This is a genomic window from Bacillus sp. RAR_M1_44, assembly GCF_020165935.1.
GTDB lineage: Bacteria > Bacillota > Bacilli > Bacillales > Bacillaceae > Bacillus > Bacillus altitudinis.
On record NZ_JAIUKX010000001.1, the window covers coordinates 1,512,291 to 1,536,522 of the forward strand.

At 42.1% G+C, this 24,232-nt stretch carries 25 protein-coding genes; 13 read left to right on the forward strand and 12 right to left on the reverse strand.

All coding sequences use genetic code 11. The features are described from left to right. The first annotated feature begins 4 nt into the window (after nucleotides 1-4). Both LCD34_RS08100 and LCD34_RS08105 read left to right on the forward strand, forming a co-directional pair. Nucleotides 5-565, forward strand: coding sequence for a chromate transporter (locus tag LCD34_RS08100; protein WP_039963093.1), 561 nt, complete (start codon nucleotides 5-7; stop codon nucleotides 563-565). After that, complete coding sequence (locus LCD34_RS08105) at nucleotides 565-1,098, forward strand: chromate transporter (protein ID WP_035702275.1); 534 nt, start codon at nucleotides 565-567, stop codon at nucleotides 1,096-1,098. The genes LCD34_RS08100 and LCD34_RS08105 overlap by 1 nt, the downstream gene beginning before the upstream one ends. Nucleotides 1,099-1,138: 40 nt before the next feature. Here the strand turns inward: LCD34_RS08105 and LCD34_RS08110 are convergent, their stop codons facing one another. Beyond that, nucleotides 1,139-2,458, reverse strand: coding sequence for a UDP-glucose dehydrogenase family protein (locus tag LCD34_RS08110; RefSeq protein WP_041091431.1), 1,320 nt, complete (start codon nucleotides 2,456-2,458; stop codon nucleotides 1,139-1,141). A gap of 114 nt (nucleotides 2,459-2,572) precedes the next feature. Continuing rightward, on the reverse strand, nucleotides 2,573-2,716 hold the full coding sequence (locus LCD34_RS08115) for a hypothetical protein (protein ID WP_003214884.1): 144 nt from the start codon (nucleotides 2,714-2,716) through the stop codon (nucleotides 2,573-2,575). A 186-nt stretch (nucleotides 2,717-2,902) separates the two neighbouring features. Between LCD34_RS08115 and LCD34_RS08120 the strand changes: the two genes are divergently transcribed. Together LCD34_RS08120 and LCD34_RS08125 are read left to right on the forward strand one after the other, a co-directional pair. After that, nucleotides 2,903-4,510, forward strand: coding sequence for an SWIM zinc finger domain-containing protein (locus LCD34_RS08120; protein ID WP_224558773.1), 1,608 nt, complete (start codon nucleotides 2,903-2,905; stop codon nucleotides 4,508-4,510). After that, a complete protein-coding gene (locus LCD34_RS08125) occupies nucleotides 4,497-7,274 on the forward strand; it encodes a DEAD/DEAH box helicase (RefSeq protein ID WP_017360014.1) in 2,778 nt (925 codons plus the stop codon). The genes LCD34_RS08120 and LCD34_RS08125 overlap by 14 nt, the downstream gene beginning before the upstream one ends. Nucleotides 7,275-7,347: 73 nt before the next feature. On the opposite strand, the gene LCD34_RS08130 is transcribed toward LCD34_RS08125, so the two are convergent. The 3 genes from LCD34_RS08130 to LCD34_RS08140 form a co-directional block, all read right to left on the reverse strand. After that, a complete protein-coding gene (locus LCD34_RS08130; RefSeq protein ID WP_224558774.1) occupies nucleotides 7,348-8,136 on the reverse strand; it encodes an STAS domain-containing protein in 789 nt (262 codons plus the stop codon). A 153-nt stretch (nucleotides 8,137-8,289) separates the two neighbouring features. Next, on the reverse strand, nucleotides 8,290-9,150 hold the full coding sequence (locus LCD34_RS08135; protein WP_224559422.1) for a Cof-type HAD-IIB family hydrolase: 861 nt from the start codon (nucleotides 9,148-9,150) through the stop codon (nucleotides 8,290-8,292). A gap of 391 nt (nucleotides 9,151-9,541) precedes the next feature. After that, nucleotides 9,542-9,898, reverse strand: coding sequence for a hypothetical protein (locus LCD34_RS08140; RefSeq protein WP_008343305.1), 357 nt, complete (start codon nucleotides 9,896-9,898; stop codon nucleotides 9,542-9,544). A gap of 117 nt (nucleotides 9,899-10,015) precedes the next feature. Here LCD34_RS08140 and LCD34_RS08145 point away from each other — a divergent pair, with 117 nt between their 5' ends. Next, complete coding sequence (locus tag LCD34_RS08145; protein ID WP_003215215.1) at nucleotides 10,016-10,426, forward strand: YwpF-like family protein; 411 nt, start codon at nucleotides 10,016-10,018, stop codon at nucleotides 10,424-10,426. 224 nt (nucleotides 10,427-10,650) lie between these two features. On the opposite strand, the gene mscL is transcribed toward LCD34_RS08145, so the two are convergent. Next, nucleotides 10,651-11,046 carry a large conductance mechanosensitive channel protein MscL gene (gene mscL / locus LCD34_RS08150; RefSeq protein ID WP_007497563.1) on the reverse strand — a complete coding sequence of 132 codons (396 nt, stop codon included), beginning with the start codon at nucleotides 11,044-11,046 and terminating at the stop codon, nucleotides 10,651-10,653. A 125-nt stretch (nucleotides 11,047-11,171) separates the two neighbouring features. Further along, nucleotides 11,172-11,606 carry a 3-hydroxyacyl-ACP dehydratase FabZ gene (gene fabZ / locus LCD34_RS08155; protein WP_007497564.1) on the reverse strand — a complete coding sequence of 145 codons (435 nt, stop codon included), beginning with the start codon at nucleotides 11,604-11,606 and terminating at the stop codon, nucleotides 11,172-11,174. A 219-nt stretch (nucleotides 11,607-11,825) separates the two neighbouring features. Here fabZ and LCD34_RS08160 point away from each other — a divergent pair, with 219 nt between their 5' ends. Next, entirely contained in the window at nucleotides 11,826-12,881 is a 1,056-nt protein-coding gene (locus tag LCD34_RS08160; RefSeq protein ID WP_035389769.1) for a tetratricopeptide repeat protein, read from the forward strand. 14 nt (nucleotides 12,882-12,895) lie between these two features. Here the strand turns inward: LCD34_RS08160 and LCD34_RS08165 are convergent, their stop codons facing one another. The 4 genes from LCD34_RS08165 to spoIIID form a co-directional block, all read right to left on the reverse strand. Beyond that, complete coding sequence (locus LCD34_RS08165) at nucleotides 12,896-13,714, reverse strand: flagellar hook-basal body protein (RefSeq protein ID WP_224558775.1); 819 nt, start codon at nucleotides 13,712-13,714, stop codon at nucleotides 12,896-12,898. Between the two features lie 30 nt (nucleotides 13,715-13,744). Beyond that, nucleotides 13,745-14,584 carry a flagellar hook-basal body protein gene (locus LCD34_RS08170; RefSeq protein WP_017360018.1) on the reverse strand — a complete coding sequence of 280 codons (840 nt, stop codon included), beginning with the start codon at nucleotides 14,582-14,584 and terminating at the stop codon, nucleotides 13,745-13,747. A gap of 134 nt (nucleotides 14,585-14,718) precedes the next feature. Beyond that, nucleotides 14,719-15,720: a cell shape-determining protein Mbl gene (mbl, locus tag LCD34_RS08175; protein ID WP_007497573.1), complete on the reverse strand. Its 1,002-nt coding sequence runs from the start codon at nucleotides 15,718-15,720 to the stop codon at nucleotides 14,719-14,721. A gap of 185 nt (nucleotides 15,721-15,905) precedes the next feature. Continuing rightward, nucleotides 15,906-16,184, reverse strand: a complete 279-nt coding sequence (gene spoIIID, locus LCD34_RS08180; RefSeq protein ID WP_008343327.1) for a sporulation transcriptional regulator SpoIIID — start codon at nucleotides 16,182-16,184, stop codon at nucleotides 15,906-15,908. Between the two features lie 347 nt (nucleotides 16,185-16,531). On the opposite strand from spoIIID, the gene LCD34_RS08185 reads away from it, so the two are divergent. From LCD34_RS08185 to LCD34_RS08195, 3 genes are all read left to right on the forward strand, one after another. Continuing rightward, entirely contained in the window at nucleotides 16,532-16,945 is a 414-nt protein-coding gene (locus LCD34_RS08185) for a MarR family winged helix-turn-helix transcriptional regulator (RefSeq protein WP_224558776.1), read from the forward strand. 15 nt (nucleotides 16,946-16,960) lie between these two features. Next, nucleotides 16,961-18,148: an MFS transporter gene (locus tag LCD34_RS08190; protein ID WP_224558777.1), complete on the forward strand. Its 1,188-nt coding sequence runs from the start codon at nucleotides 16,961-16,963 to the stop codon at nucleotides 18,146-18,148. Between the two features lie 109 nt (nucleotides 18,149-18,257). Further along, complete coding sequence (locus LCD34_RS08195; protein ID WP_008343330.1) at nucleotides 18,258-18,857, forward strand: undecaprenyl-diphosphatase; 600 nt, start codon at nucleotides 18,258-18,260, stop codon at nucleotides 18,855-18,857. 31 nt (nucleotides 18,858-18,888) lie between these two features. On the opposite strand, the gene LCD34_RS08200 is transcribed toward LCD34_RS08195, so the two are convergent. Further along, complete coding sequence (locus LCD34_RS08200) at nucleotides 18,889-20,280, reverse strand: MFS transporter (RefSeq protein WP_136944604.1); 1,392 nt, start codon at nucleotides 20,278-20,280, stop codon at nucleotides 18,889-18,891. A gap of 176 nt (nucleotides 20,281-20,456) precedes the next feature. Between LCD34_RS08200 and LCD34_RS08205 the strand changes: the two genes are divergently transcribed. The 4 genes from LCD34_RS08205 to LCD34_RS08220 all read left to right on the forward strand — a co-directional run bounded on the left by LCD34_RS08205 (nucleotide 20,457) and on the right by LCD34_RS08220 (nucleotide 24,216). After that, nucleotides 20,457-21,344: a transporter substrate-binding domain-containing protein gene (locus LCD34_RS08205; RefSeq protein ID WP_076821251.1), complete on the forward strand. Its 888-nt coding sequence runs from the start codon at nucleotides 20,457-20,459 to the stop codon at nucleotides 21,342-21,344. Between the two features lie 41 nt (nucleotides 21,345-21,385). Beyond that, nucleotides 21,386-22,063, forward strand: a complete 678-nt coding sequence (locus tag LCD34_RS08210) for an amino acid ABC transporter permease (RefSeq protein ID WP_007497584.1) — start codon at nucleotides 21,386-21,388, stop codon at nucleotides 22,061-22,063. A 10-nt stretch (nucleotides 22,064-22,073) separates the two neighbouring features. Further along, the gene (locus LCD34_RS08215) at nucleotides 22,074-22,814 is read left to right on the forward strand and encodes an amino acid ABC transporter ATP-binding protein (RefSeq protein ID WP_263490660.1); all 741 of its coding nucleotides are present in this window, start codon (nucleotides 22,074-22,076) and stop codon (nucleotides 22,812-22,814) included. 193 nt (nucleotides 22,815-23,007) lie between these two features. Further along, the gene (locus LCD34_RS08220) at nucleotides 23,008-24,216 is read left to right on the forward strand and encodes an ammonium transporter (protein ID WP_041091425.1); all 1,209 of its coding nucleotides are present in this window, start codon (nucleotides 23,008-23,010) and stop codon (nucleotides 24,214-24,216) included. Nucleotides 24,217-24,232: the final 16 nt, after the last annotated feature.

Below are 24,232 nucleotides of genomic sequence, written 5' to 3' on the forward strand. Positions count from 1 at the left end.
ACTCATGATCGCCATGGTGCGAACCGGTATTCTGGGATTTGGCGGAGGACCTTCTGTGATCCCGCTCATTCGCCATGAAGCGGTCGTCAAATACAAATGGATCAATGATGACGAATTTGGAGAAACACTCGCCATCGCCAACGCATTACCTGGACCAATTGCTACGAAAATGTCGGCATACCTCGGCTATCGATTAAAAGGTGTATCTGGCGCCATTGTTGCAACAGCTGCACATATTTTACCGACATGTCTCGCTATGGTGGCACTTGTTACACTTGTCAGCGTCTTAAGCTCTTCAGTCATCATTCAAAATATGATCGGTGCTGTGACACCAGTGATTGCCGTTCTGTTAGGAATGATGGCATATGAATTTGGACAAAAAGCGTTGAAGGGCTTCGGCATGATCTTCGGAATCGCCCTATTCCTTTTGGCATTTGTCGGTCTTCAAGTACTCTCGATTCATCCAGGAATCATTGTCATCATCTTTTTATGTTATGGTGCCTTTCATTTCAAACTGAAAGATCGCTGGACTCGAACAAATAAAGAGAAAGGAGTGTCTTCGTGATGCTAATTCTCTTTTTATTCTGGGCATTCTTCTTATCCAATCTGTTGGGGTATGGCGGAGGACCTGCCTCCATTCCGCTCAATTATGAAGAAATCGTCAATCATTTTCATTGGATGACGAACGAAGGGTTCTCCAATATGCTCGCATTAGCCAACGCACTTCCAGGTCCAATCGCTACAAAAATCGCGGCTTATGTAGGCTATGATGTCATGGGATGGCCAGGCTTTATCGTTGCACTACTTGCGACGGTCCTGCCGTCTGCTATTGGATTGATTTTATTGCTAAAACTCATTGATCGTTTTCGCCAATCTTCTGTCGTCAGAGGTATGACTCTATCTGTGCAGCCTGTCATTGCGATGATGATGCTTTTATTAACATGGGAAATTGGCGGAGATGCCGTGAAAGCCATTGGCTGGACGCAATCACTTGCCATTGCCGCCATTTCATTTTTCTTTATGACCAAATTCAAATTGCACCCTGCTTTTCTAATAGTGGCTGCATTTTTATATGGCGGATTCATTCTTCCGCATTAACGCAAAAACCGATAACACGTGAAGTTATCGGTTTTTCTCATTACATATAAATAGGAGAGACAGGCCTGCGCCCAATAGAATGATACTCGACACCAGCTGCTTCTGCCGCTTCAAGCGTATGACAATTCCGGCCATCAAAAATGATCGGCTGCCTCATGAAATCTTTATAAGCTGAAAGTGGAAAGGACTGAATATCCGCCCACTCTGTTAGTATACAGACAGCATCAGCATCCTTTATCGCCTCTTCAATCGTTTGAGCAAAAAAGACTTGATCAGGCAGTTCTTGAGCCGCATTGCGGGCGGCAGCAGGATCATAGGCCACGATCTCCGCTCCTAATTGATGGAGCTGATGAGCGATTGGGATCGACGGCGCCTCTCTTATGTCATCAGTATTCGGCTTAAATGAAAGGCCAAGAAGGGCCATTCTCTTCCCTTCCAAGTTTTCTCCCATTCGCTCCTTCACACTTCGAATATAAGTAGCCCGCTGCTCATTGTTGACTTTGATGACAGCCTTCAATAGCTCAAAATCATGGAACACATGCCCTGCAATTTGAACAAGGGCATTTGTATCCTTCGGAAAACAGGAACCTCCGTAACCAATGCCTGCCCTAAGAAACGAAGCACCAATCCGCTGATCGAGTCCCATCCCCTCTGCAACTCTCTCAACATCAGCTCCCGTTTTTCCACAAATCGAAGCAATTTCATTCATAAAGCTGATTTTTGTGGCAAGAAATGCATTTGATGCGTATTTGATCATCTCTGCGCTTTTCCGATCTGTTCTCACGAATGGAATGTGGAAATCCGCATACATAGACTCTAGCTGATCTAATCCGTTCTTTGTTTCGGCTCCAATCACCAGCCGATCCGCTCGCAGCGTATCTGAGATAGCAGACCCTTCTCGTAAAAATTCTGGATTAGATGCGATAGATAATGGCTCCTTACGACCTAACACGTGATGAATCAAATGATCAATTTGATCGCCCGTTCCGACAGGCACTGTACTTTTCACGACAAGCACTGCGCCTGGCTTTGCTTGTAAGCCCATCTCCTTTGCCGCTTGAAAGACATACTGCAAATCAGCTTGACCGTCTGCCTGTTGCGGGGTACCGACAGCAATCATTAACACGTCAGCCTGCGAATAGGCTGACGCTCCATTAATTTGAAAACGAATGCGTCCTTGCTCCATATTCCGTTTGAGCAGTTCTTTTAATCCCGGCTCGTACATCGGAGGATTCCCTTGCTTCAGCTGCATGACCTTCCGCCGGTCAATATCCATACATGTCACGTCGTGACCCGCCTCTGCTAAACACACCCCTGTGACAAGCCCTACATACCCACAGCCTGCAATCGCAACCTTCATGACACATCAGCTCCCCATACTCCTTATGCTTGTAATGTCATCGTATGCCGGGGATTTTCGTTCCATTCATAAAAGCATACAAAAACCCCCTGCTGAGAGAGCAGGGGGCTACTTTTATGAAACAAGGCCATTTCGAATATGAGCAATCAGATTTTCAAGCATTTCTTTTGTTGTGACATCATTGGAATTTTCACCAATATCATGAGCGTACATCAAAATCTTTAAAAACTCTTCTTGATTTAAACCCTTATTATCCATGTCTGTATCCTTTCGATTCCACTAATTTCATTATTATATGCTGTATGGTTGGTTTATGCAATACTCTAATACATCATTCGACAGCTTTTGAAATTTATGACCATTTTCATGAAAAACTTTTTTATAAATCATCATTGAGCTATAATAAAAGAATTGGAATCTTTTACTTGGTTAGGAGCGGGTCAAATGCTTCAGCACAACATCAACGAAGAAGAAATCAAACAAACAGCCGAACAGATCAAAGAACTTCTTCCTTCAACAGATGAAAACAAGCAACTCATCAAAAAAGCATTGATTACTTATAGACAGGACAGCGTATATCGGCTCAAGCAAGAGTCTGATACCGAATGGTCAGCTTATGTACATGATGTCGTGGCAGCAAGAGTCCACCTTCATGTGCTGTTTCCAGTGAGAAGCAGCTGCTCATGTCCAGCTGATGGACTATGTAAACACATCCTCGCTGTCTTCTTTTCGCTATACGCTCAAGTAGAGAGTGTGACCGGCTTTACAGAAAATTGGTCAGAGAAGGATGAATTACAGCGCAGCAAAGAACTCATTCGTCAGCACTTCCAAGTGAAGCGCCCAGATGAACAATCACTTCAGAGCTGGCTGAATTTTTTCCAGGAGGAATTTCACCTCTGGCTGAAACGGACACCGAAGCACCAGCAAACGCCACAGCATTTGTATTACGGCTATTTATCGATCCTGAAAAAACACGCACCCACTTCACCTGAATTCAAGAGTTTGTATGCGATTCATACGTCCATCGATGTGTGGTTAAGGCTCCATGAGCTAATCGATCTCGGCCGTCTTGATGCCGAAAAAGACTTTTATTCAATGAATCCATATGTAGAACAGCTCATGAACACCATTTTTGATTCAGTGGATCATTTGAGGACATACGCCCTTTCCTTTTCCCTCGATCCGTTTCTTGAAAACACACCAACTACCGTTCGGACACTTCTTCAAATCAGCGGACCTTTCCAGCATGAACGAGTTGCGGTCTTTATGGAAATGTGGGGAACTATATTAAATAGAGGGAAATGGGTCAAAAAAGAAACAGAATTACTCAAGAGCGCCCAACAGCAGGAACAAACGGTTGAGCGAACCATTGGGCTGATGCATATGGATTATTTGCTAAAAGAAGACGAAAGACTCTTCCAGCAATTAAAATTGCTCAATGCAGATATGCTGCCGAATGTGCTCAATTGGCTAAAGGATCTCACAAATCGCAAGGACTGGAAGCGTCTCAAACTTTGGTATCAAGAGATCACATATGTATTAGAAGAATATTGCCAGCTTGACCTATCTTATAGAGAACTGCGTGGAGCCGTCAGCGATTTCTTCTTTTATTTAGACGCGTACTTTAAACAGACGAAAGATCATTTCTTGTATGAACGCTATCTCCAAATCTGTATGCCTTATGCATTTACTGAATATAGTCAGCTCTTATATGCACAAGAACGCTATGCAGAATGGATTGAAATACACAGCCTCGTTGGTTTCTCCATCAGTGAATTGGAGAAAGAACTGATCAAACAGATTGCAAAGGAAGAGCCTGAAGCACTCATTCCTTCATACCACCGGGAAATCTCACTGCTTCTCGATCAAAAGAATCGAAGTGCTTACCGGGAATCTGTGAAAATGCTCAAAAAACTGCGTACGCTTTATCATAAAACGAAAAAAAACGCGGTGTGGGAAAGATATGTACAGCAGCTGCAAGATTCAACAAAACGGCTGCGTGCGTTCCAAGAGGAAATGAAGAAAGGAAAATTAATTGATGACACGCCATAAACAAATTGTCATTCATGCAGAACAAACCGAAGATTTCTCTTTCACCATTTCAGCGCAAGCAGAGGACGGACAGCCTGTACCGCTAAATGAAATGAAGAGGCAGCTTTTCCAATGGCACGAATCATCTTTTTACGGAACATTCTTAGAAGATGTGAGCTTTATTGGCACACCTGCCTTCCTGTTAAGTCCTTGGATGACCGTTGAATTGCTAGGGAAAAATTCATTCAATACTTTCAGCCATGTGACGTTAACGGATGAAACAGAGCCGCTTATGAAAACAGCCTCAACCATTTACGAATTCATCGAGGATGAAGATTTTGTCCCAGATTTCGAGGCATGGACAAAAGGCATGCTTCGCTTTAAAGACAAAGAAGGCCTGTTAGATGGTTACACAGCTGATTGGTTCTCCTTTGCCGTACAGGATTACATTCAATATGATGATGCCTTGCAGCACAAATGGAACCGAATGACTGCTCAATCGCCTGCTCTTTCCTCCTTCCAGGGACATTTTTTAGATGAACAGGATTTCTTGGAAACGATCGGCTGGATCGATGATGAGACGCCTTTCACTGTCGGCTTGCGTTTAAATGAGCCTGATTTCGACGGGGATGATTGGAAAATTGAATTGTTTTTGCGTGATAAGAAAAACAGTGATCTGCATTTCTTTGAAGGCATCCGTTCTTTAAAAAAATCATGGCGTCCGTTTCAAGAAAAAATCACCAGAGAGCTGGAGCGGTTCGGTCAGATTGTCCCTTGGCTCTCATTTACATCTGGTACCACCCTCATGTCAGAAGAAGAAGCGTGGCTCTTCCTATCTGAAGCGAGTGAAACACTTGTGAACATGGGGATTGAGATCCTGCTTCCATCATGGTGGCAGATCGTCAAAGAAAGCACCATGATGCTAAAAGCACGGATTTCCTCCACACCACGAGGCGAATCGCATGTTGGAATGGATGCCCTTATGGACTTTAATTGGCGCTTTGCCACAAACGGTATTGAGCTGACAGAAGATGAGTTCAACGAGCTTGTTCAAAGTAAACGTCGTCTTGTCAACATTCGTGGACAATGGATTAAAATCGACCCGACCTTTATCCAGCAAATGAAGAAATGGATGGAGCGCGCTGAGAACGAAGGACTTCATATGTCGGATATTTTATCACGTGAACTCGCAGACCAAGAGGCCTCCTCTGAGTCGATTCCTGAGCTGCTAGACAGTTCGGCCTTTGCCCATATTCAATTTGAACTTTCGTCTCAATTACGAGGGCTTGTTCATCAGTTAAATGATACACAAGAGTTGCCATCCTATGAGATGAGTGAGTCCTTTAAGGGCACACTGCGCCCGTATCAGCAGCACGGTGTCAACTGGCTTCTGTTCTTAAGGTCTCATGGATTCGGGGCTTGTTTAGCAGATGATATGGGACTTGGAAAAACGATTCAAATGATCGCTTATTTCACCTATTTGAAGGAGCATCAACAAGACGCCGCTCCATCTCTCATCATTGCACCGACATCCGTATTAGGGAACTGGCAAAGAGAGCTTGAAACATTCGCACCACATTTGAATGTCGCTCTGCATTATGGACCGTCACGTCCACAAGGTGAGAACTTTACAAAAGCGTACGAATCAACAGATATCGTCCTCACTTCGTATGGTCTCTCACATTCTGACCGTGATGAATTAACAGCAGCCAAATGGAATACCATTTGCTTAGACGAAGCCCAGAACATTAAAAATGCCCATACGAAACAATCGAGAGCCATTAGGCAATTAAAAGGACAGCACCACATTGCCCTCAGCGGGACACCGATGGAGAACCGCTTGACAGAGCTTTGGTCTATTTTCGACTTCGTGAACAAAGGATATCTCGGCAGCCTGACCAGTTTTCATAAAAAGTTCGTCCTTCCGATTGAAAAAGACCGTGAAGAAAAAAGAATCCAACAGCTGCAGCAGCTGATCAAGCCATTCTTATTAAGACGAACAAAACAAGATGAAGAAGTTGCACTCAATCTGCCAGAGAAACTAGAAGAAAAAGAATTCATCCCGCTATCTGCAGAGCAGGCATCTTTATATGAACAGCTGGTCAAAGATACATTCGAACATATGGCCTCATTAACAGGGATGCAGCGGAAAGCCATCATTTTAAGTATGCTTGGCAGACTCAAACAAATTTGCGATCACCCTGCTCTTTATTTAAAAGAGAGCGGAACAGATGTGAAATTGTTGAAGCGTTCATTAAAAATGGATAAATTAGCAGAGCTGTTAAAAGCCATACACGAACAAGGAGAAAGCTGTCTCATTTTTACGCAGTATATTGAAATGGGCAACATGATCAAACAGCTCGCCGAAAAGATGTTTGGAGAACCAGTTCAATTTTTAAATGGGAGCTTATCAAAACATGATCGGGACAAAATGGTGGAACGTTTCCAGAAAAAAGAGTTCAACATCTTAATTCTTTCTTTAAAAGCAGGAGGAACCGGACTAAACTTAACCGCCGCCAATCATGTCATTCACTACGATAGATGGTGGAATCCTGCTGTAGAAAACCAAGCAACAGACCGTGCTTACCGCATCGGGCAAAAGCGGTTTGTTCACGTCCATAAGATGATCACAACCGGCACGATAGAGGAAAAAATTGATCAAATGCTCGAAACAAAACAAACATTAAATGATCAAATTATCCAAAGTGAAAGCTGGATTACAGAGCTGTCAACGAACGAACTAGAAGATTTATTCACGTTAAGTGCAGCCGCTCAATCATCTTAATGACAGCAAAAAGAGGACTTTTCTCAGGGCGTGATGAAAAGTCCTCTTTTTTTAATCTCATATAAAGGAATGCTTAAATTTGCAGCTTTTTCAATGCAGATTTCACATTCATATACGTATTCAACTCACGGAAGTCCTCTCTCATTTCTCCCATTTTCATCGCAAGATTGGGTTTAATACCTGTCACGATCAGTTCTGTGCCAGTCATTAAAATCAAATCGTTCAGCTTAAAGATCGCATCCGCCACAAATGAATCCACCTCTAATAAACCAGACAGATCCACAATGAAGTAATCGTCTTTGGATTGAGAGATATAAGTGGAGACTGTTGAGATGATTTTATCAAATCTTGGTGCTGTTAACGTACCAATGATCGGCAGTACAGAAATTCCATCCTTCACCGGAACAATCGGGACAGAAATATTCAATACTTCATCAATAGATTGCTCAAGAAGCTCTTGCTGTTCCTTCTCTTTCGTAACATCCTTTTGCAGACCGACGAAATAAAGGCGTTTCCCTTCATTTTCATCAATCCATAGAGGCGCCACACTTAACTCGTTCCAAAACATTTGACCAGATTTTTTATAGTTTTTCAACTGTACAGTAACAGCCTCTTTGTTTTCAATGGCTGCCCTAATTTGTTTGAGAGCAATCTGTTCAGTTTCATCTCCTTGAAGGAAACGACAGTTCTTTCCTATTACTTCGTTTTCTTGATAGCCTGTCATATCTAAAAAGCCCTTGTTCACATATATTAAAGGATTATCAGGTAAAGACGGGTCCGTCACCGTCAGGCCAACCTGAGTATAGTCTAAGGCTTCCTTGATTAAATGCAGATTGTCGGACTTATAAGATTCCAGCGCCATTCGTTTACTCTCCTTAACTTCCTTACAAGCGGGTTATATTCATAATTAAATTATATGATGTTCCATAGCGGGTGTAAATAGAAGTAGTTCTGAATTCCTCTTTTGTAGAATGCGCTTCACCCTATGTCATTTATACAAATACATACGATTCAATTATTTCAAAAGATGTTGAATCATATGTGCCACACCATGTTCATCATTTGTTAACGTGACGTGATCAGCTAATTCTTTTATATCCTTTCTCGCATTCCCCATGGCAATTCCAACCCCAGCTGCTCGAATCATCGATTCATCATTTAAACTGTCTCCTACAGCCGCTGTTTGGCTTAATGGAATACCGAGCTTTTCCGCCAGCCTGGTTAACGCCTGCCCTTTCGACGCTTCCTTTGCACCAATTTCAAAGTTATGATCAGCCGAACTGACCAATGTTAATTCAGAATCATGTCCAAACGCATCCCATCCGGCTTTCAATCTGTCTTGAAAAAATGAGAAACCTAAGATGTTATAAAATGAAAGCTTCTGATCCTCACGAAACAATTCTTGATATGTATCAATATAAGCAAAACCTGACTGGCTGTATTGAACTTCAGCCGCTTGCTCAAGAACACGCTGATCCGTTTCTGGATTTGCACTCTTTAAGCGGTCCATTTCTATCGCCAGAAGCTCTCTGCCGCGGTTTGGTGTGTAAATGGCTTCATTCGTAAACACTTCATAATAATAATCACGCTCCTCAATCCATGATAAGATGTGTTTTGCTTTTTCTTCTTCTAGAACAGCCGAATGATATACCTGACCTTCTGGATCATGAATCACAGCTCCATTTGCACTGATGACCCACGTATTCATCCCAAGCTGATCAAAAATAGATTTCACATCAAAATACGCTCTTCCTGTTGAAACGACAACCTCAATCCCACTCGCCGCTGCTTCCTTTAACGCCTGCTCGTTTTCCTGACTCACTTTGTGCTCACTGTTCAATAAAGTTCCGTCTAAATCCGTTGCGATTAATTGAATGTTTGTCATCGGTCTCTCCTTTTTTGCCTGCATTTTCAGTTGACCTTCCGTTTATCAAATCCATCATCATTATGAAATGAGTATCCACTATTTGCAAGGGATGATCGGCTTATCAATGAATATAAGAGTACCCGGTCACTCTACATGACCGGATACGCATAAGGGGATTCACAGGGGACACATGACTGATACAAATAAACCTTGGTTCTACTATTACGCAGTGAATATGTGTACAAGGCAAAGTCTATCAGCTATAGCTAGAGGGGGGCCGCGAGATGCTAGACCTTTGCCTTTTGCCTCCTTTCCTTTCAGCTAACCCTAGTCTACTGAGAAATAGCACAAGAGACAAAAAACGAAAATGACAAAATCGTTCTTCAAATTCTTTATTTCCTCAATCATTTTTACTTTTTACCGCTTGCGTATAAAACATCATCTTATTTTGTTTGACGAAATACTTATTTTTCATAAATTGATAAAAAACATCTGAATGAATCCAATTACTAGAAGGCATGTGAATATAGTCAGACCCGTCCCACGCGAACCAATAAAAACAAAGCCTTCCATCATGAATTGACAATTGAAATTCAAAACAGTCCATTTGATCGTCTGTCACGTATTGAAAAGTGAGGGACTCCCCTTCTTCCATATACACATCACAAAATGAGAGAATATCTCCCCATGTATAGACCCTCACATTGCTTTCCTTTTCCTCACCAATATGTATGTTTCGAAGTTGATAGGACTCCATAAAACATCTCCTTTCACTTATATGCAGCTAGTTCTGAGTAGGCAGCGGTTTCATTTATACAGATGTTGTATGCTATAATGATACTTACGAATAATGAACGCTTGTGAGGTGATAAATATGAAAACCTTTAGGCTGATTGATTTAAAAATCGAACTTGATCCAAAGCAAGATAAAATGTCCAGCATTCCCCTTCGTGACGGCTTAATCATTAATAAAGAAGATGGCGAAAACCACTGGATGATCGAGGCACTGATTCCAAAGAAGCATAGACAAGTGTTTGAGGTGCTCTTCCAGCAGCATACAGAAGTAAAGATTCTCGTGACGATTACAAAAGAAAACAACCGCCCTGTTCATCTATCGGTCCAAGTCAAAAACATCGTTGCCTTAGAAGAAAACATATCTGTATTACTCGACGGTAAAATGATCACAAATCGTTACAGAACAGAAACCGAAGAAGTATTAAAAGACCTCGTCAAAGAGGGGCTGTCAGGAGAAAAACTGCTGGATGCTTTTAAACAGAACACATAAAAAAAGAGCGGGATGAGCCGCTCTTAGATGGTTGACAAAGGGCTAAAATGAACTTTATTTTAGCCCTTTGTCTTCCTTTTCAGCTTGATAGAAAACCTTTGAAGTCAAGGAAGGGCGAGCACCGGAGCAGAGCGAATTTAATATTCGTGAGCACCGGAGCACAGCCCTGACAAAGAATGCGAGGGTTTGTCTACACGCTCAGAGCGGGATGAGCCGCTCTTTTTCTATTGCACATCTTTCGATTGGCTTTGATTTTTCAATAAATCTCTAATTTCGGTTAACAACACTTCCGTTTGATCTGGCGTTTCAACCACTTCTTCTTCCTCTACCTTTTTCCGTTTTAATTTATTTAAATAACGAATAAAGATAAAAATGGAAAAGGAGATAATCAAGAAGTCGACCACTGTTTGAATGAAACTTCCATACAAAATTTGAGCAGAACCGATTTTAATAGACAATCCACTAAAATCATGCCCCCCCACAATAATACCAACAAGCGGCATAATTAAATCATTCACAAGAGAAGTGACAATTTTGCCAAATGCTCCCCCGATGATGACACCGACAGCAAGGTCAATCACATTCCCCTTGACGGCAAACTCTCTAAATTCTTTCAGCATTGTTTATCACCTTCATCTTTTTTGTCTAATATGACGTTTTTTTGTCAAAAAAGCAAGTCCTCATCCGCTTTGGCTGAATGTTTCCATATAAAAAACGGTTCATACAAGATGAACCGTCAGACACATTACGATACTTTCGGACCGATAGAAAATGTCAGTTCTGCTTCACATGCCACTTCGCCATCTACTGTTGCAACTGCTTTTCCTTTGGCAACTGGACCGCGAAGACGTGTGACTTCAACCTCTAAACGTAGCTGATCGCCTGGCTTGACCTGTCTTTTGAATCGGCAGCTGTCAATCCCTGCAAACAAACCAATTTTCCCTTTGTTCTCTTCTTTACCTAACATGATGACCCCAAAAACTTGAGCAAGCGCTTCTACAATAAGCACACCCGGCATGACGGGGTATCCTGGGAAATGGCCATTAAAAAATTCTTCATTTACTGTGACATTTTTGATTCCAACCGCTCTTTTCTCACCATCAACTTCTAGAATACGGTCAACCAATAAAAATGGATAACGGTGTGGAATAATGTCTTGAATTTGCTGAGCATCAAGCATATCTTGATCTCTCCTTCTTTTCTATATCGCTGATCTTCATTTGATTCCTATTGAAGTATATTATGAATGCAATCATTTTTCAACGTTCAGCCAACATTTATGGTAAAAAATAGAATCTATCATTACCTATTGTCATGAAATATAATCCACTCTACACTCATCGTTTTTTCACAAATATGGTAATATATATTACATCATTGATTGAATAAGAGGGTAAAAATGAATTTTATAAGCGATAAATCCATTAAAAAACTTCTCCATTCGTGGTATACAATGCTAAAACATCGACACTTTTCGAAGGCTGAAGAGATCAAAACGTCCTTAACCAAATATAAACGTAGATTGTCAAAGAAACAGGAGCTTCATTTACATTATCAGCTTATGCTTTTTCGCCATCAGCTCTGGATGAACCAAACAGAAGACTTAGAAAAACTGAAGCATGAACTCATGCTCCACAAAGATCGAATGAACGATCAACTACAATATTATTTTTACTTTTTTCTCGGTTTATACGAATCTTTGAAGAGCGATCAAAATGATGCCATTCATTATCTTGAAAAAGCAGAAGAGAAACTGCCCCTGCTAGACGATGAGCTAGAGGAAGCAGAGTTTCATTTCCGTACAAGTGGTGTTTATTATAACAACCGCTATTCACTGTTATCCATTCGACATGTTGAAAAAGCCATGAATATCTTTGCAAAGCACGGGGATATCCACAGCATTTATCGGTGCAAAATTGTGCTCGCACTTAACTTTAGTGACCAAAAAAAATATGAAGAAGCAGAAGCTATTTTTATTGAAATTATCGAATACGTGAAAATGATTGATGACCAAGAACTGCTTGGTATCGTGTATTATGACGCTGGTTTTATCAAGTCAAGACAAAACCGTCATAAGGAAGCACTAGAATACTTTAAAAAAGCGCTTCGGCTCCCAGCATACCGGAAATCTGCCCACTCCTATGTATCGTGTCTCTATGAAACTGTGCGTTCCTGCTTTAAAGAGAATTTAACTGATGAAGGAATGAAATATATTCAAAAAGGGCTAAAAGAAGCCGTTGATGCCCAATTTGATCTATTAAGAATCAAGTTCCAAATTTTATTCCTTCTCTACAGCCAAACGCCCAAGGCAGATGAACAGATTGCTACACTCGTCACATGTCTTGAACGAAAAGAAGCCTGGATTGATCTTGAAGATCTGCTTGCAGATGTCTCAGATTTTTATAAAAAAAAGGGCGACTTTGAGCGAGCCGCCTTTTTTATCATGAGAGGCTGACATCCGCCTGCTCATTATCGAATGGTATTAATGAGTCCAAGCATCTGATCGCCCATCGTAATGGTTCTTGAGTTCATCTGATACGAACGCTGTGTTGTCATGAGGTCTGTTAATTCTTTAGACATGTCCACATTCGACGTTTCAAGTGCACCTTGCTGAAGTTGAATGGCCTGACGGTTTGCCCCATTCAGTGCCGTTAAAGCGCCTTGATAGTTGCCGTCGACTGAGAACAAATTTTCTCCTTCAGAGATGAGTGCTGAAGAATTATTCACTTGAACAACCCCAAGATTCACCTGCTGATTCGGTTGATTGCCTCGAGAAATAGCTGTAAGCCGGCCATTTTTATCGATAGAAATATCACGGAAATTCGCATTTAAGACAATCTCATTCCCGTTTTCGTCAAGAATCGGATGGCCTTCGCTTGTCACCAGCTGGACTTGATTCCGATTATTTCCTGGCTGTAAATAAAGAGAGCCATCTCTTGTATACCGGATGTTACCGCCAGCAATGACCTGCAAATACTGAGATGGCGCACCAAATGCAACATCAAGGTCACGGCCTGTTTCTTTAATAGAACCTTGCAATGAGTTAATGGATGCATTGACCATCGTTCCAGTTCCAAGCCTTAAACCAGCAGGTGTCAGACGACTGTTTGCCACCTGCTCATTTTTTTCATCTACCTGATTAAACTGTTGTCTGACCAGCTCTGAAAAACGGGTGTTTTTCGCACGATACCCTGTTGTTTCACTGTTTGCGATGTTATTACTAATGATATCAAGCTGCTTTTGCACCTCGTTCATCGACACAGCTGCATTGATCATCGTTCTAAGCATGAGAATCCTCCTCTCTCTTTCATTTCTTCATTAATACACTCTTCCGATTTCATTCACTGCTTTTTCTAAACTTTTATCATATGCCTGAACCACTTTTTGGTTGGTTTCAAACGCGCGGTAGGCTGTTGTCATTTCTGTATATGATTTCGTCACATCAACGTTCGACAGCTCTGATACACCTTGGCTTAATGTATAGGACATTTGACCGTTATTGACCGCACTTGGAAGAGGCTGGTTATCAGCTGTACGGTATAAATCATTTCCTTCACGCGCAAGGTTTCTTGTATCCATTGCAACACGTACATCAATTTGTCCAAGGTTTTGTCCGTTTTCACTCACGGTTCCATCTGCGTTCACTTTGAAATTCTCACTTTGAACGGTAATCGGCTGGCCCGTCACGGAAAGAAGGGCACGTCCATTGATCGTCAGCTGATTTTGATCATTCAATGTAATGGAACTGCTTTTCGTATAACGAACGCCTTCTGGTGTATTCACAGCATAAAAAAGCGCTGACTTTTGATTTGTCTCCGGGTTGATGGGTACATTATTTTCTACTAATGCGATATCCGTTGTTTGATCCGTTGTTTTTAATGTTCCTTGTGTAAATTGGGGAATCAATTCCTGCATGTATGTTCCCGTATTAATTCCGCCGATCGCCGTTTGCTGCGGGATACTAAAGCCTTTGCCTGAAGATGTTTGGAAACGTCCTGATTCCATTCGGCTTAGCAGCATTTCTGGAAATGCGCGCATGGCCCCTTCATCTGCTTTATAGCCTGGTGTATTCGCATTTGCGATATTATTTGAAAGCATTTCTGTCCGCCGCTCTTGAGCGATCATGGCAGATGTTGCGGTGTATAGTCCTTTTAACACGTGCTCACCTCATTCAAATTCTTTCACATGACCTAAAATCATCAGTACACAATCTTCTATGAAATATATCGGCATATTGGCAGGCTTCTTTAATAAAAATCCCCCATTCTTTCTAAAAAGAATGAGGGAAATCATTAGCTGAGTTTACGCTTTGGCAGCTTGTCCATGTTATCAAGCATCACGCCAGTACCAACTGCTACACAATCCATTGGATTTTCTGCAACGAAAACCGGTACTTTCAGCTCTTCTGCAAGCAATTGATCAAGCCCGTTTAGAAGCGCTCCGCCACCAGTAATGATGACGCCGCGGTCAATGATATCAGCTGATAATTCAGGTGGTGTTCTTTCAAGAACTTGTTTCGCAGCCTGAACAATGGCAGATACAGATTCACGTAATGCTTCTTCTACTTCTTTGCTTGTGACGGTAATCGTTCTTGGTAATCCTGTCACCATGTCTCGTCCACGAATCGAGATCTCTTCGTGACGTGCGTCTGGGAATACCGTTGCAACTTGGATCTTAATGTCCTCTGCAGTTCGCTCACCGATCAACAGCTTGTACTCTTTTTTAATGTAGTTTAGAATTTCCAGGTCAAATTTGTCTCCAGCCATTTTAATAGAAGAGGCGGTTACAATGTCACCCATCGAGATGACAGCGATATCTGTCGTTCCGCCTCCAATATCTACGACCATGTTTCCACTTGGCTGAAAAATATCCATACCAGCACCAATTGCTGCTACTTTTGGCTCTTCTTCAAGAAATACATGCTTCCCGCCGCTTTTTTCAGCAGCTTCTTTGATTGCCTTCTGCTCAACAGATGTAATGTTTGTCGGGCAGCAGATGAGCATACGCGGCTTAGAGAACAGCCCTTTCACATTCAATTTGTTAATAAAATGCTTGAGCATCGCTTCAGTTACTTCAAAATCAGCAATTACGCCATCTTTTAATGGACGAATCGCAACAATATTCCCAGGCGTACGTCCAACCATACGTCTCGCTTCTTCTCCAACAGCTAATACTTTCCCGCTGTTTTTATCAAGAGCGACAACAGATGGTTCATTTAACACAATTCCTTTTCCTTTGACATGAATCAGTACATTTGCAGTACCAAGATCAATTCCAATATCCCTAGCAAACATCTATATATATCCTCCTTGAAAATCTGTTTCCATAGCAAATACCACATTCTGCCCTAATTATATATTCTATCATAATTTGCAGAAAAAAAGATATTTCTTTACAAAAGTCTTTACAAAATTTGTGGTTAGAAACTACCGATAAGAGGAAGATATATATATCATGTTTATGAACAAAGAACTAAAGCTTACTGTTTTACAGGCTCACCTTCTAAAATTTCTTCTTTTTTATACTTTAACTTTGTGGCTTCTCCCCCTCGCAGGTGACGGATTGATTTATGATAATCCAGTATCTCCTTCACTTCGTTAGCCAGATCTGGATTAATTTCTGGCAGTCTTTCTGTTAGATCCTTGTGTACAGTACTTTTAGAGACTCCAAATTCTTTCGCAATTACACGAACGGTTTTCTTTGTCTCCACGATATACTTTCCTATCTTGATTGTTCGCTCTTTGATGTAATCGTGCACACCACTCGACCTCCCTAAAATGGATGTGAGAAGTGTGAAATGAGATCCGTATCAATATTATCCATTTTCAGCGGCGCTTGTTCGTCTTAATTTCTCATCCATTAGGTAGTAAATGCCAAACACGATCCCTCACCTCAAACACTCTCTTTGTCAGGTTTGTAACAGTGTATTAGCATTGCATAGGGAATATGCTAAAAATGAAGATGGGACAAGGGATTTATCAGAAAAGACAAAACAAAAAATCATTTCGAGTGCCGAAAATTTTCACTTTACAAGCATCGGTGTAACACGTAAAATAGGAAAGGTGATTTTATTTACCTAGATAAATAATGAATAAAGGTGAGCCTATGGATACGTTAAACAGAGAGTGTTTACATCAAATACATCAAAGCGCGCGGCTGCTGTCTAAAAAAGCGAACGAAGCGCTTGCTGCTTATGACTTGTACATGTCCCAGTGGACTGTACTTTTTTGTTTGGATACATTCGGCCCTAAAACGCAAAAAGACATTTGGACCTATTTGAACGTCGAAGCACCGACGATTACAAGAACCGTGACACGTCTAGAAGCAAACGGCTGGGTGAAACGAGTCCAAGGAAAAGACAAACGTGAGAATCTCATCGTCATGACAGACGATGCAAAAACAAAGTTTAAAGAAATCAAACAGACGATGGAACAATTTGAAGAAGAATGTCTTTCAGATTTTACCTACGAAGAAAAACAGCTCCTCCATAAACTACTACACAAATTATCAACTGAATAGGAAGTGACATACACCATGAACGAACGCATTTGGACAAAAGACTTTATCATGATTGTCCTGGTGAATTTATTTACATTCACCTCTTTTTATGCCCTTTTGACCTTACTCCCCATTTACACAATGGATGAATTAAATGGAACAGAATCACAGGGCGGCCTCCTTGTGACGGTCTTCTTATTATCAGCAATTGTGACAAGACCATTTTCAGGGGCCATTATTGAGAAATTCGGCAAGAAACGCATGGCGATTTTTTCTTCAACGGCTTTTGCCCTGCTCACTTATTTATACATTCCAATTGATCAATTCCAAACACTTCTCATGCTGCGTTTCGTGCAAGGAATCTTCTTCAGCATTTTGACAACCGTAGCAAGTGCCATTGCAGCTGATATGATTCCGAAACATAAACGAGGAGAGGGCCTTGGATACTTTGTGATGTCGATGAACCTCGCCGTGGTCATCGGTCCGTTTATCGCACTGAATCAAGTAGGAAAAATCGGATTCCATTCTTTATTTCTGCTCTTTTCCATCATCGTCTCCATCGGTGCAGCTTTCACGATGCTGATTAGACAGCCAGAGCCTGAAAATGGCGGAAGTGTCGTCTTTCGATTCACTTTTTCTCATCTGTTTGAAAAAGGCGCTTTAAAAACGGCAGCAGTTGGAATCATTATCTCCTTCTGTTACTCGCCGATCATTTCATTTATTTCAATCTATGCCAATTCACTTCATCTGATGGGTGCAAGCAGTTATTTCTTCATTGTTTTTGCAGCTGCAATGCTTGGATCACGTCCATTTACAGGCAGACTGTTTGACCGAGTCGGGCCTCATATTGTGATCTACCCATCTATTGCTCTCTTTGCGATTGGTTTATGGATGCTGACCGCTACACAAACAGCCACCATGCTTCTTTTATCCGGCGCTGTCATCGGCCTTGGCTACGGCTCTTTGGTGCCATGTCTACAAACACTTGCGATACAGCACTCACCAGCACACCGTACAGGCTACGCCACAGCAACTTTCTTTACCTTGTATGATACGGGGATTGCCGCTGGATCCTTTGTCTTCGGACTGCTTGTCAGCTTCACAGATTTTTCAAATGTATATCTCATTGCTGGCGTTGTCGTGTTACTCAGCATGGGCGTTTTTTATTGGAGCGAACGAAAACCGCAAGAAGCAAAAGCACAAAAGGTTTCCCTATCAGAATAGGATACTGTTTTAAACTTCACTGAAAACATGCTAAAATATAGGATATTTCAAATGAACAGATAGGTCTTTTGAAAAATAGTTGGCGTTAAGCGAAAGTATAGGTGATGTTTTGAATTACGAATTGTTTAAAGTCATACACGGGATGGCTCATCATTCTGAGTTTTTAGATCAGGCCATGATTTTCATTACGAAAAAGGCCATTCTCGTATATGCCCTCGTCTTATTGATTTGCTGGTTTTTAGGTAATCACAAATTTAAGAAGCATGTCTTCTTTTCTGGTGTAACAGGCATCGTGGCACTCATCGTCAATTTTGCCATTACGCTGTTTTATTATGAAGAGCGGCCGTTTGTGGCGCACAAAGTCGACACACTCATCCCGCACTCAGCAGACGCTTCCTTCCCAAGTGACCACACAACAGGCGCACTGGCTCTTTCACTAGCCATTCGATCCCGTAATAAAAAACTCGGCAATATTTTGCTTGTTTTTGGATTACTGACAGGGTTCTCCCGCATCTGGGTCGGTCATCATTATCCATTTGATGTATTAGGCAGCTTGATCGTATCGATTGTGGTTGTCTTTATCATGAATAAATTATGGAAGTTCTTTGACTCTCCTATTGATCGTATCGTGACATTTTACGAGAACATTGTGGGTAAAATTTTCAGAAGGAAGCAAAAGGACCAAGGATCAGACCTGTCCAACTCTTAAGCGGCTTGCGATAAAGTATGGAAGACCTCTTCTACTTTATCCCAGCCGCTCTTTTCATTGTTTGTTTTCCTCTGACCATACTCGAAAAATAAAGGCTGACGCTAATGCCGACAAGAGAAATCATGATCAATGTCCAGCCTAATTGTTCAAAATGAGAACCTGCAATTTCCTCACCAAACAGCATGCCAAGCACGGCAGATGACAGAATGGAGCCAAGGTACCTGCATGTTTGAAAAAGCCCAGAGGTCGTGCCAATCATTTGTTGAGGACTGGCTTTTAACATCGCAGCTTGAAGCGCAACATTTCCAATCCCGTAACTGAGTCCAAGCAAAGCAAGAACCAGTCCTTTCCCCCAGAATGGCGCAGGAATAAAAAAGAAAGTCATGGCGGAAGCGCCGGCCAGCATGAGCACAGCACTTGCCAAAACAGGATGCCGTTCATCGCCACGATCTACCCACTTGCCAGTCAGCGGCGATACCATAATGCTCACGCCAGACATGCAAAGCATAAAGAGACCCGTCATCTCCACACGCCAGCCCAATTCATCCTGAAAATAACTTGGCAAGCCAAAAAAGAGACAATAGAAGAAAATATTTAAAATGATAAATTGCACATACACAAGTGAAAGCCGTTTCTCCTGCCTGAACATCCGAATTTGGATAAATGGCTCATCCACCTGATGCTCCCACCATATAAAAGCACCCGCACTCAAAAGACAGAGAATGCCCTGTACATACTGAATACCATCAGATAGTGATAATAAAAAAGAAAGCAAAAGGACAATACAAACTGTAAATAGCAACATCCCTGGCAAATCAAGCTTTCGGACAGTGTCTCCTATACGCAATTTTTTCTTCTTCTCCTTAGGAAATAAGGAAAAGCCTAGAAAAAAACTGATCAATATGAATGGCAGATTTACTAAAAAGATCGCCGGCCAGCTGCCGATCGTCATCAAAAACCCGCCAAGTGTCGGCCCGAGTGCTGTCATCGCTGAAGCAAAGATGGACAATACCGCTAAAGCAGAAGCTTGTCGTTCCTTCACATGATCCCGAATCAGTCCAACACCTGAAGGATAGATCGCACTGCTTCCAATCGCCTGAAGAAGCCGGATCACAATCAGCACCGCAAAAGTCGGGGCAAACGGCGCACAAATGGCTGAGACTGCCACTAGAACTAGTCCAAATAAAAATAAGGTTCTCCGGCTCATCACATGATCTCCAATTCGTCCACTCACCGGCTGCGTGACCGCGCTGGCCAAATAAAAGGTTGAAATGAGCCAAGATACCGTCGTAAACGACAAACCGAACTCATGCTGAATTTGATGCAAGGCTAAAGAAATCATCGAGGAATTCAGTGGATTTAACATCGTGCCAAAAGCAATCGCCGTTAAAAAAACATTCCGGTTGTCTTTCCATTTGATCATACACCCGCCCCCTTCTTTTGACATACACGTTCTTTGTCTATCTCCTCGTTATTATGAGATTCATTTCCCTTTTTTACCCTTAGCAATTCAAGTTCTCTCTCCGAAAAGCAAGACATACATTCTAAAAAGGGCAAGTGTTGGAAAAGCGCATATAAAATTGAGAATATGAGGAACAAATGGTAAGATGCTACACATATTTAAAAGCCTACTTTCTCCTTATACGGAGAACGGCTGAAAAGGAGGAGAAGCTTATTATTAAAAAAAGACGGTTTTGGGTCCCAGCCCTTTTCTCGGTTGCAGTATTACTTCTGTCTTCGTGCGGTTCAAATGAAACAAATGGGAACGGAGATAAACGTAATTCTACAGCGAAAGGGTCGCCGATTTTGGAAGATGGGAAATTTATTTTTGCAGCATCAGGTGAATTCCACCCATTCAGTTACATGGATGGAAACCAGATGTCCGGCTTTGATATTGATGTCGGCAATGCGATTAGCGACAAGATGGGCCTCGAGCCTGTACAGAAAAAATATAAATTCGCAGGCATCGTCGAAGGCGTCAAAGCAGGCAAATTTGATGCGGCCGTTGCAAGTCATACCATCAACGAGGAACGAAAAAAACACGTCCTTTTTTCTCAACCGTATTACTACTCCGGTCCGCAAATCTTCACAAGACCCGGCGCAGACATTCACAGTGCAAATGACTTAAAAAACAAAGAAATCGCTGTCTCTAAAGGTTCGTCCTATGCGGATATTGCCAAAGAACATAGCGGGCAGGAACCAAAATATTACGACAGTGATGTTGTCGCTTTAGAAGCACTAGCCAACGGCAAACACGATGCGGTCGTCACTGATTTTGCCACAGGTGCAGAAGCCATGAAGAAAAAACTTAAAATTGAAGCACAAGAAAGACTCGGGCAAAGTGAGCAAGCAATCGCTGTCTCTAAAGACAATAAAGAGCTCATGAAAGAGATCAATGATGCGATTGATGCACTCAAAAAAGACGGAACATTAAGACAAATTAGCGAAAAGTATTTTGACGAAGATATTACCGTCAAACAGGATTAAAACCACGATTGTGCGCCTTTCTCTAGGCGCACTTTCTTCAAATGGAGATGATTGTTTTGCCTACCTTATCACATTTTTTTCAAACGCTGATTGATTCTAGAGGCGTTTTCTTAGAAGGAATGTTGCTCACCTTACAACTCACTGTCATCAGTATTTTCATCGGCATGTTCATCGGGCTTTTCTTTGCCTTACTAAAAATATCCCGCGTGGCCGTTTTCGGATATATCGCAAATGCCTATATCTTCCTTGTACGCGGGACACCACTCATTGTGCAGATTTTTATCCTGTATTTTGGGCTGACAGAATTAAATATACCCGACTTTTGGGCAGCCTCTATTGCGCTTGCCTTCCATAACGGTGCCTATATAGCAGAAATATTTAGAGGTGCGATTCAATCAATCGATCAAGGTCAAAAAGAAGCAGGACGTTCTCTTGGCATGGGGCGATTTCTAACCATGAGACGTATCATTCTCCCGCAAGCGATGCGGCGTGCCCTTCCCCCGCTCGGCAATCAGTTTATTATCGGCTTAAAAGATTCATCACTTGCCGCCTTCATCAGCGTCAATGAACTCTTTAACATCGCCACCACTCAAGGTTCCAACAGTTTTGACAACATGACGTACTTACTTGTCGTGGCTGTCTATTACTTAGTTCTTGTCCTGCTGTTAACATTCGCTGTGCAAACCGTTGAGAAGAAACTTTCAGTCAGTGATCATTAGGAGGAGAAGCATGACAGAATCAAAAGAAATCATTCGTGTTGAAAAACTGAATAAATACTATGGAGAGCTGCATGTCTTAAAAGATATCGATCTCACTGTATATGAAAATGATGTCGTCGTCTTAATTGGTGCAAGCGGCTCTGGGAAAAGCACCTTGCTCCGTTGTATGAATTTTTTAGAAATAAAAAGTGACGGTCAGATCATCATTGATGGCAGTCCCGTTCATCCAAAACGAGATCAATTAAACGAAATGAGGCAGAAAATAGGCATGGTGTTTCAGCATTTTAATCTCTTCCCGCACAAAACCGTGCTTGAAAACATCATCGAAGCACCGGTCATGGTGAAAAAAACAAAGAAAGCACAAGCGATAACTGAAGCCAATATCTTATTAGAGAAAGTCGGACTAGCGGATAAAGCAAAAGTGTACCCTTCAAAGCTATCAGGCGGTCAAAAACAGCGCGTTGCCATCGCACGAGCTCTCGCCATGAAGCCCGATGTCATGTTATTTGACGAGCCCACTTCTGCGCTGGACCCAGAGCTTGTAGGCGAAGTGCTGCAAACCATGAAAAGTCTTGCCAAAGAAGGCATGACAATGGTCATCGTCACTCATGAAATGGGCTTCGCAAAAGAAGTAGCTGACCGAGTTGTTTATATGCATGAAGGACGAATCGTCGAACAAGGTACCCCATCAGAATTATTTGATTCTCCTCAAGAGGAGCGAACCAAATTGTTTCTCAGTTCGATTTTATAGGTCAAACGCCCTTTATTTTTCGTCGTTCATACACGTTTATTCTCATTTTTTACGAACTTTTCATCCATTTATATTGATAATGACCAAAAAACCATGTTAGATAAACTTACATGAATATGTTATATATGACTTTTCTCTCTATAATGAAGAATTAAGAAATCTATTAATTCTGAATGATTCGGGGGAATGCAGCATGCAAATGGGTGATACAGTATTTATGTTCTTCTGCACACTACTCGTGTGGTTAATGACACCGGGTTTAGCCTTATTCTACGGAGGACTTGTGAGAAGTAAAAACGTGTTAAGTACGACAATGCACAGCTTAACCTCACTAGCCATTGTCTCTATCGTCTGGATCGTATTTGGCTATTCACTGGCCTTTGCGCCAGGCAATGCATGGATCGGAGGCTTTGACTGGGTTGGACTAAAAGGCGTTGGCTTTGAACCTGGTTCATATAGTGATACGATTCCACATTCATTGTTCATGATGTTCCAAATGACCTTTGCTGTCCTCACAACAGCCATTATCTCTGGTGCCTTCGCTGAACGTATTCGTTACTCAGCGGTGGTCGTGTTTACACTCCTTTGGGTCACATTTGTATACGCTCCAGTCGCACACTGGGTATGGGGTGGCGGCTGGATTGGCGAAATGGGAGCACTTGACTTCGCCGGTGGAAACGTCGTCCACATATCATCCGGTGTGGCTGGTCTAGTCGTAGCCATTGTTCTCGGGAAGCGAAAAGAAGCGGCAAGTTCTTCTCCGCATAACTTGATCTACACACTTCTTGGCGGAGCTGTGATTTGGTTTGGCTGGTTTGGGTTTAACGTAGGAAGTGCCCTCACATTAGACAGTGTCGCCATGTATGCCTTCATTAACACCAATACAGCAGCTGCTGCAGGAATCATCGGCTGGCTGTTAGTCGAATGGATGATCAACAAAAAACCAACGATGCTAGGTGCAATCTCTGGAGCCATTGCAGGCCTAGTAGCGATTACACCTGCCGCAGGTTTTGTCACACCATTTGCTTCGATTATCATCGGAATCATCGGCGGAATCGTTTGTTTCTGGGGCGTCTATTCACTTAAAGCCAAGTTCGGCTATGATGATGCACTGGATGCATTCGGTCTGCACGGAATCGGCGGTACGTGGGGAGGCATTGCTACAGGCCTTTTCGCCACTACATCTGTCAATGATGGCGGAGCCAACGGCTTATTTTACGGCGATCCAAGCTTACTTTGGAAACAAGTTGTCGCCATCGTGGCCACATACGTCTTTGTTGCAGTTGTCACATACGTGATCATCAAAGTCGTCAACATCTTCTTCAAGATTCGCGCAACTGAAGAAGAAGAATCAGTCGGTCTTGATTTAACGATGCACGGCGAAAAAGCATATCAAGATTAAAGAAAAAGGGGTGTCT